At 70.8% G+C, this 8011-nt stretch carries 7 protein-coding genes; 3 read left to right on the top strand and 4 right to left on the bottom strand.

What is annotated here, in order from left to right; translation table 11 throughout:
* Nucleotides 1–91 precede the first annotated feature (91 nt).
* Entirely contained in the window at nt 92–523 is a 432-nt protein-coding gene (locus ACFY1H_RS36965) for a hypothetical protein (protein WP_366579751.1), read from the bottom strand.
* 194 nt (nt 524–717) lie between these two features.
* Between ACFY1H_RS36965 and ACFY1H_RS36960 the strand changes: the two genes are divergently transcribed.
* Nucleotides 718–1710 (top strand): hypothetical protein, encoded by a 993-nt coding sequence (locus tag ACFY1H_RS36960; RefSeq protein ID WP_285972627.1) that lies wholly within the window; start codon nt 718–720, stop codon nt 1708–1710.
* Nucleotides 1711–1806: 96 nt separating this feature from the next.
* Nucleotides 1807–2103 (top strand): hypothetical protein, encoded by a 297-nt coding sequence (locus ACFY1H_RS36955; protein WP_366579753.1) that lies wholly within the window; start codon nt 1807–1809, stop codon nt 2101–2103.
* A gap of 54 nt (nt 2104–2157) precedes the next feature.
* Here ACFY1H_RS36955 and ACFY1H_RS36950 read toward each other — a convergent pair whose 3' ends face one another.
* Entirely contained in the window at nt 2158–2991 is an 834-nt protein-coding gene (locus ACFY1H_RS36950) for an acetoacetate decarboxylase family protein (protein WP_386954268.1), read from the bottom strand.
* A 354-nt stretch (nt 2992–3345) separates the two neighbouring features.
* On the bottom strand, nt 3346–4818 hold the full coding sequence (gene ahcY, locus ACFY1H_RS36945; RefSeq protein ID WP_366579755.1) for an adenosylhomocysteinase: 1473 nt from the start codon (nt 4816–4818) through the stop codon (nt 3346–3348).
* Between the two features lie 98 nt (nt 4819–4916).
* Between ahcY and ACFY1H_RS36940 the strand changes: the two genes are divergently transcribed.
* Entirely contained in the window at nt 4917–7190 is a 2274-nt protein-coding gene (locus ACFY1H_RS36940) for a hypothetical protein (RefSeq protein WP_366579970.1), read from the top strand.
* 95 nt (nt 7191–7285) lie between these two features.
* Here ACFY1H_RS36940 and ACFY1H_RS36935 read toward each other — a convergent pair whose 3' ends face one another.
* Nucleotides 7286–7993, bottom strand: coding sequence for an LPXTG cell wall anchor domain-containing protein (locus ACFY1H_RS36935; protein WP_366579756.1), 708 nt, complete (start codon nt 7991–7993; stop codon nt 7286–7288).
* Nucleotides 7994–8011: the final 18 nt, after the last annotated feature.

Genomic DNA, 8011 nt, shown 5'->3' with positions numbered 1-8011 from the left:
CTCCAGCACTACAACACTCAACGCCGCCACAGCGCACTCGGCGGGCATCCACCCACCAGTCGACTGCCACCAACCTGACGGCCGAATACACCTAGGCGGCCTGGCGCCGCGAGTGCAGCAGGTAGCCCCCGCCGCCGGTGAGCAGCAGGCCCGCGAGGATGAGCAGCGGCAGCCAGCCGGAGTCGTGGTCTTCGGGCGGCGGGGTGTCGCCGCGCGGCAGGACGTCGGCGACGAGCCGGACGGCACGCGCCTCGCCGGTGGCCGATTGCGGGACGAGGTGGGCGTTGCCGACGCCGGAGGGCTGCGCCGCGCTCGCGCCCGGTGCCGACGTCAGCAACGCCGTGCCGACGAGCACCACGAGCGCCAGAACCCGGCCTGTGGTGCGTACTCTCTCGATCCGGACCCGGCCACGGTGGACGGCGGCCCGGACGGTGACGAGTGACTGCTTGACGAACACCGGCACGGAACCTCCCCACCCCACGATGTGCCCCTCGGTCGTCACAACGGTGAACAGTGCGGTCACGCGGAGCAAGATGCTCTTCCGGTGATCAACGCGTTCCGGGTCAGTTCTGGAACACGGAATGGGCACCCTTGCGTGGCCAACCACCCCGAACGGGGGTCGGAGCGGCTACCGTGCGCTGCTAACGTGAACGTTCCGCGGTGTTCACGGCCGGCGCACGCAGTGATCTCCACACTGGTCTGGTGAAGGGACAAGCGGTGTCTCGAGACGGGGAAGGCGCACTGATCATCGAACCTGTTCGCCGTGGCTCGGGCGACCTGCCCGCCGAGCTGGCCGACGCGTTGCGCACCGGCGAGTTCCACCACGCCCTGCGCACGGCCATCTCGCACCGGGGACTGTCACTGGCCCGCCTGCGCGCCCACCTGGCGCTGCGCGGTGTCCAGATTGGACAGTCGACGCTCAGCTACTGGCAGCGCGGGCTGCGCCAGCCCGAGGTGCCCAAGGCGTTGCCGGCCGTGCGCGCGCTGGAGTCGGTGCTGCAGCTGCCGGCCGACTCGCTCGTGGTGCTGATCGGCCCGCGCACCGCCCGCCCGCGCGGGCACCAGGCCGCGGTGTCGTTCCACGACCTGCGCTCGGGCGACATGGGCTCGATCGTCGACCAGCTGCTCACCGACCTGGGCGTGCTGCCCTCGTCGAACCACTCCAACGCCGACCTGGAGCTGCTCTCGGTCCACGACCGCATCACGGTCGACGAGCGCCGCCGCCAGGTCAGCATCCGCACGCGCCTGGTCACGCGCGCCCGGCGGCACGGCCCCGATCGCTACGTGACCGTGTACAACGGCGACCCCGGCTGCAAGATCGACGACGTCGAGCTGATCACCGCGGAGGGCTGCCGCGTCGGACGGATCCGGCGCCACCCCGGCGGCGAGACGATGGCGACCGAGCTGCTCTTCGACCGCAAACTCGGCGAAGGCGACATCCACGTTTTCTGCTTCGAGGTGCGCGACGACTCCAGCGCGTTGTTCCCCGGCTACTACCGCATGCTGCGCGACCAGGCCGCGAGCTACCTGCTGCAGCTGCAGTTCGCGCCCACCGCGATGCCCGCCCGCTGCACCCGCCAGGTCCGGGCCCGCGACGACGCCCTGCCCGTCGAGGCCGAAGAGCTCCCGCTCGACACGGGTGGCGTGACAAGCGGTTACTTCCGCGACGCGGGACCGGGGCTGGCCGGCATCGCCGTCGAGTGGAACTGAGCTCTCCGGTGAACAACGGGGCCCCCGACCTGCGTTGACGGGCCCCGGTGCCACGCGCACGATGAGTTTTCGGGGCAGCCTCACCAGGAGCCGAAAATGAGTTTCGTACAAGTCATCGAGTTCAAGACCACGCACCCGGACGAGCTGAACGAGCTCATGGACGAGTGGAAAACCGCGACACAGGGCACTCGCACGGCCACCCACGCGGTGGTGATGAGCGACCGCGACAACCCCGGGACGTACATGGAGTTCGTCGAGTTCCCGTCGTACGAAGAGGCGATGCGGAACTCGGAGCTGCCGGCGACCGCCAAGATCGCCGAGCGCATGGGCAAGCTGTGCGACGAACCGCCGGTGTTCCACAACCTCGAGGTGATGCGGGACGAACGGCTCTGAGCGGCCGGGCGCCACGCGGGCGACCCGGCCGCGACCTCGTCAGAGGTGATCAGGTCAGAGGATGATCAGATCCGTGACGCTGTAGGACAACGAGCCGCGGAAGCCCGCGCCGGTGCGCTGCGGTGCCAGGTCGGCCAGTTCCTCGGCCTGGGCCGGGAAGAACGACAGCTCGCCGGTGCCGGTCCACGTGCCGGCCACCTGCGGAGTGTCCAAAACGGACTGCGTCAGCTCGTGCACGGCGGGGTTCTGGTACTGCCCGGCCGAAAGCCGCGGGAAGTGGCGCAGGTTCACGATCGGCCGCCCGAGCGCCGGGATGGTCGGCGCGGTCTTCTCCAGCGTCACGCGGGCCTCGGCCAGCTGCCGGCCGTTCGACGACAGCGTGGCCCCGAACCGGCCGCCGGGGCCGACCACGGGGCCGGCCTGGCTCGGCACGCCGAACGCCCGGGTCTGGTGCACGGCCCCGATCTTCTTCGGGAAGCCCTGGATCCAGCCACGGGCGAGCGCCTCGTCGTTGTCCACGTAGATGAACGGGCACCACGCCACCGGCGAACCCTTGTGCACGGCGTCGAGCAGCACGAGGAACTCGCTGTACTGGCTGCGCACCGGGTCGAGGTACTCGTTGTCGCTGGCGGAAAACTGCCAGTCGATGAACAGCGCGTAGCCGTGCCCCGAACTCGCCGGGTCCGGGTCCAGCCCGGTCGGCAGCGACGCGGCGGCCGCGGCCGGCGTGGTCCAGAACTCGACGCCGACCACGTCACCCACGTAGTGCCACGGCGGCGTGGGCGCAAGGTTGGCCACCCCACGAGCGCTGAGCGGATAGCTGTAGCCCTTGAGCCGTTCGTTCACCGGCGTGGTCGTGGCGCCCTCGGCGAACGCGGGGGTGCTCATCGCCCCCGCCGCCACCGCGGCCAGCCCTCCGGCGATTACCCCTCTTCGGCCCACTTCTCCTGCGGACAAGGCAGATCCCCTTCACTTCGACAATCCCCCGGCCGTCGTACGCGACCGCTCCTCTCCGAAGGAACCACGGGATTGCGCCGAACGCGGACGGATGCGCGGAGGCCGGAGTCCAGGAGGCAGACCCGGGGCGGATCTTCGGGCACATCGGACGTCGTGGACTTGTCCTCGGGGAACCGGAGTACACCGCGCGGTGGTCCGAGCCACCTGGGTGTCCACTGTGGAGGCAGCAACGCCGAAGCGGCGCCCGGGAGACACCCCGGACGCCGCTTCGGCCGTGCGGAAAGCTCAGTAGCGGTAGTGGTCCGACTTGAACGGGCCTTCCACGTCCACGTCGATGTACTCCGCCTGCTCCTTGGTGAGCTTGGTCAGCTCGCCACCCAGCGCCTCGAGGTGGATGCGCGCCACCTTCTCGTCGAGCTTCTTGGGGAGGCGGAACACCTCCTTGTCGTACTCCTCGTGCTTGGTGAACAGCTCGATCTGCGCGATGACCTGGTTCGAGAAGCTGTTCGACATCACGAACGACGGGTGCCCGGTCGCGTTGCCGAGGTTGAGCAGCCGGCCCTCCGACAGCACGATGATCGTGTTGCCGTTGGGGAACACCCACTCGTCGACCTGCGGCTTGATGTTGATCCGGTGGATGCCCGGGTAGCGCGCGAGGCCGGCCATGTCGAGCTCGTTGTCGAAGTGGCCGATGTTGCCGACGATCGCCTGGTGCTTCATCTTCGCCATGTGCTCGACCATCACCACGTTCTTGTTGCCGGTGGTGGTGATCACGATGTCGGCCTCGCCGAGCACGTTCTCGAGCTTCTTGACCTGGAAGCCGTCCATCGCCGCCTGCAGCGCGCAGATCGGGTCGATCTCGGTCACGATCACGCGCGCGCCCTGGCCGCGCAGCGACTCCGCCGCGCCCTTGCCGACGTCGCCGTAACCGCAGACCACGGCGACCTTGCCGCCGATCAGCACGTCGGTGCCGCGGTTGATGCCGTCGATCAGCGAGTGGCGGATGCCATAGCGGTTGTCGAACTTCGACTTGGTCACGGCGTCGTTCACGTTGATCGCCGGGAACAGCAGCTCACCCGCGGCGGCCAGCTGGTAGAGCCGCAGCACGCCGGTGGTGGTCTCCTCGGTGACGCCGCGGACGCCCTCGCCGATGGTGGTCCACTTCGAGGAGTCCGCCGCAACGGAAGCGCGCAGCAGCTCCAGGAAGACCTTCCACTCGTCGGGGTCCTCGTCGTCGGCGGGCGGCACGACGCCGGCCTTCTCGTACTCGGTGCCCTTGTGCACGAGCATGGTGGCGTCACCGCCGTCGTCGAGGATCATGTTCGGACCCTCGCCGTCCCAGGTGAGCATCTTCTCGGTGCACCACCAGTACTCCTCCAGCGACTCGCCCTTCCAGGCGAACACCGGCACACCCTTCGGCTCCTCGGTGGTGCCGTGCGGGCCGACGACCACGGCGGCGGCCGCGTGGTCCTGCGTGGAGAAGATGTTGCACGAGGCCCAGCGGACCTCGGCACCCAGCGCCACCAGCGTCTCGATGAGCACGGCGGTCTGCACCGTCATGTGCAGCGACCCGGAGATCCGCGCACCCCGCAGGGGGTAGACCTCGGCGTACTCACGGCGCAGCGACATCAGGCCCGGCATCTCGTGCTCGGCGAGGCGGATCTCCTTGCGGCCGAACTCGGCGGCCTCGAGGTCGGCGACGGCGAACTCGATGCCGCCCCGGGTGTCGTGCCGCTTGGCAACGCTTTCGGGGGTCATAGTGCGGTTCCTCCAAGGATTGATGGCATCTGAACAGTACCGTTGTCGGCTTGACGTCCCCCCGACCGGCTTAGGAGACCCTTACCGTGCCCGCCCCGCTGCCCGGCCCCGACACCCGCATCGTCGAGCTCAGGGTGGCCGGACTCGCGGGCACGAGCGGCGAGACGCTGCTCGACGCGGTGTCCACCGTCGACGTCGCCGGCGACGGGGTCGGCCGGGTCGTGCGCCCGGCGGACCGGCTGCGGCGCCCGGCCCCCGGTCCGATGGTGCCCGCGCTGGGCCGTTCCATCCCACGCACGCTCGAAGGATACCTGTGGAGCCGCATGACCTCGGGCGGCGCCGCCAAGGCCACGTGGGCGCTGCTGTTCCCGTTCTCACTGGCCAACGTCGCGTTCTGGATGCTGCCGCCGGTGCACCGCGCCCGGTGGCTCGGCGGCCTGTGCCGCGGGCTGCTGCGCGTGGTCGCGGTGCTGCTCACGATGCTGTTGATCGGGCAGGTCGCCGTGACCGTGCTCGACCTGTTCGCCACGCAGTGCCTCGCGCCGGGCAGCGGCTGCCTGCCGTGGGCGCCCTCGTGGCTGCGCTCGGACGCGGCGCGGCTGACGATCGGGGTCGCCGTGCTGTTCGCCGTGGTGGTCCTGCTGCACCGGGTCTCGTCGTCGAACTGGCAGGTCAAGGCCCCTGAACCCCGTGCCCGGCGCGGCTCGCCGCTGCAGCTGCTCGCCGACCCGGAGGCGCCCGGGATGTCCGCGACGCACACAGTCGCGGCCCTGGCCTGCGTCGCGTTGCTGCTGCTCGGCGGACCGCTGCACGTGCCCGACGACGTGCCCCGGCTGATCGGCTGGATCTGCGTGCTGGGGCTGGTGGTCGCGGTGATCGTCGGTGCGGCGATCGGGAGCGACCCCGGCCGCGTCGCGCGGCGCACGCTGATGACCTTCGCCGCGGCGCTCGTGATTTTCGCTGCCGTGCTCGCCGCACCGCTGCCCGCGCGCGGCGGCCTGCGCGGCACCGACGGCACGGTCGAAGGACTCGGCGCGGCGCTGCTCGCGATCACCATCCTGTTCGCGCTGGCCCTCGTGCCGATGGCGCTGCTCGCGCGAACGACGTGGAAGACGCGGCCGAAACGGCTGCGTCCGTGGCTCGGCGGCTGGGCGGCGGCACCGGTGGTCGCGCTCGCGGGCCTGCTCGGCGGCGGCTTCGGCGCCGGGCTGGCCATCGCCGTCCGCCGGCTGCTGGGCACGGGCGGGCTGCGGCTGCCCGACACCTACGAGCTGATCACTGTGCTGTGGGGCGCCGGGCTCGCGTTGATCGCGGTGCTCGCCGTGGCCGGTTACGCGATCGCGGTGCCGCTGCGCCGGCGGCGCCGCGGGATCCCGGCGCTGGTCGAACTGGTGCAGCTCGACGCGAAGCAGGAGCAGGCCGCGGCCCGCGCGTGGGCCCGCTCGGCGTGGGAACGCCGGCACCTGCACCAGCTGGCGATGATCGTGGCCATCGGGCTCGGCGTCGCGGGACTCGCGTTGCTGGTGGTGCGTTTCGGCTTCGACCTGCGGCCCTCGTGGTTCACACCGGTGTCGGCCGTCGGCGTGTTCGCGCTCGGCGGCTTCGCGCTCGGCCTGTTGCGGGTGGTCTACTCCGCAGCGCGCACGCCGGAACGCAACCGGCACCTCGGCGCGCTGGCGGACCTCGTGTCGTTCTGGCCGCGCGCGGCACACCCGACCGTGCCACCGTGTTACGCGCTGAAGGTCGTGCCCGAGCTGGCCGAACGCGTCAAGGAGCACCTCACCGAACCGGGCACGCGCGTGGTCCTGTCGGGACAGAACCTCGGCAGCCTGCTCACCGTGCTCACGGCCGCGCGCCTGTTCACGGAGCTGACCCCCGACGAACGCGACCGCGTCGGCCTGCTCACCGCGGGGTCGCCCCTGCAGTGGGGTTACCAGCGTGCGTTCCCCGCGGTGCTGCCGCAGGATGCGCTCGCGACGCTGTTCGGCGACCTCGACGGCCGCTGGCGCGCGCTGTGCCGCGGTACGGACATCTTCGGCGGCGGCGTCACGACCTGGCGGCACAACGTCTCCGGCCGCCACCTCATCGGCGACGGCTACCGGCCCGAAGGCGGCTCGGGCCCGCTCGAAGCGACACCCGAGGAGTCCGGCGTGCTCGTGCTCGGCGGCGACCACTGGCTGCCCGACCCGCTGCGCGCGCCCGACGGCCGCCACCGCTGGGCCCCGGGCGTGCTCAAGCACACCGACTACCTGGCCGACGCCGAGTGGGACCAGGCCGTGGCGATGGCCGCGGGGCTCGGCCGCCCGAGCGGGCGCTCGCGGCTGCTGGGCGAACAAGGCTCGCTGTTCGGCGATCTGCCGCGGCCGCGTTAGAAACCCTTGCGCCGTAACGAAAAGACCGGAGGGGAACCACACCCGTGGGCAAACGGGCGTGGCTCCCCTCCGGTTTCAGGAACCCGAAATGCAGGTCAGTTGGCGCTGCGGCGACGGAACTTCAGCAGCGCGAGCAGGCCACCACCGACGACGAGCAGCGCCGCGGCGATGTAGATCAGCCACGCGTTGTCGAAGCCCGTGTTGGCGAGCTGGCCGCCGGTGCCACCGGTCTCGTTGCCGGCCGGGGCGGCGGCGACGGCGGTGGTGCTGGTCGGAGCCTCGGTCGCGGCGTGCGACGTGGTCGGGACCGCGGGGGACTCGGTCTCGGTCGGCTGCGTGGTCGGGGTCTCCGACGGCTTCGTCGGCTGCGTCGACTCCGGCGCGGTCTTCGTGCCGCAGGCGTACCAGCTGTCGATCTTCGGCTGGCTGCCGTTGTAGTTGTGCGGCGCGATGAGGTTGTTCCAGGGCAGGTCCTTGGTCAGGTTCTTCTTGCCCGGGACGTACACCGCGTAGCCGTCGTCGCCGCCGGCGACGACGAGCGCCTCGACCTTGACGCCTTCCTTGGTGGCGGTGATGTTGAGCGACTTGCTCTTGTCGCCGCCGGTGAACGTGAAGTCACCCTGGTCGAGCTTCTTGCCGCTGACACCCTTGATCTGGGAGCAGTCGGGGGCGTGGCCCTGGATCGGGTTCGCGCGGCCGTCGTCGGAGGTGCACGCGAGGGCGGACGTCGCGGTGCCCAGCAGGGCGAGTCCGGCCACCGCGGCGACCGTGAAACCCGCACGCAGTCTGGTGATGGTGGGCATTCAGTGAACTCCTGTACC

This window comes from Amycolatopsis sp. NPDC001319 (genome assembly GCF_042896185.1).
Lineage (GTDB): Bacteria > Actinomycetota > Actinomycetes > Mycobacteriales > Pseudonocardiaceae > Amycolatopsis.
This window is presented reverse-complemented; position numbering and strand designations above follow the sequence as displayed.

What these genes read in the sequence shown, in the direction of transcription:
- ahcY (WP_366579755.1), bottom strand. Translation starts at nt 4,818, where the DNA reads ATGACCCCCGAAAGCGTTGCCAAGCGGCACGACACCCGGGGCGGCATC.
- ACFY1H_RS36950 (WP_386954268.1), bottom strand. Translation starts at nt 2,991, where the DNA reads ATGAGCACCCCCGCGTTCGCCGAGGGCGCCACGACCACGCCGGTGAAC.
- ACFY1H_RS36935 (WP_366579756.1), bottom strand. Translation starts at nt 7,993, where the DNA reads ATGCCCACCATCACCAGACTGCGTGCGGGTTTCACGGTCGCCGCGGTG.
- ACFY1H_RS36955 (WP_366579753.1), top strand. Translation starts at nt 1,807, where the DNA reads ATGAGTTTCGTACAAGTCATCGAGTTCAAGACCACGCACCCGGACGAG.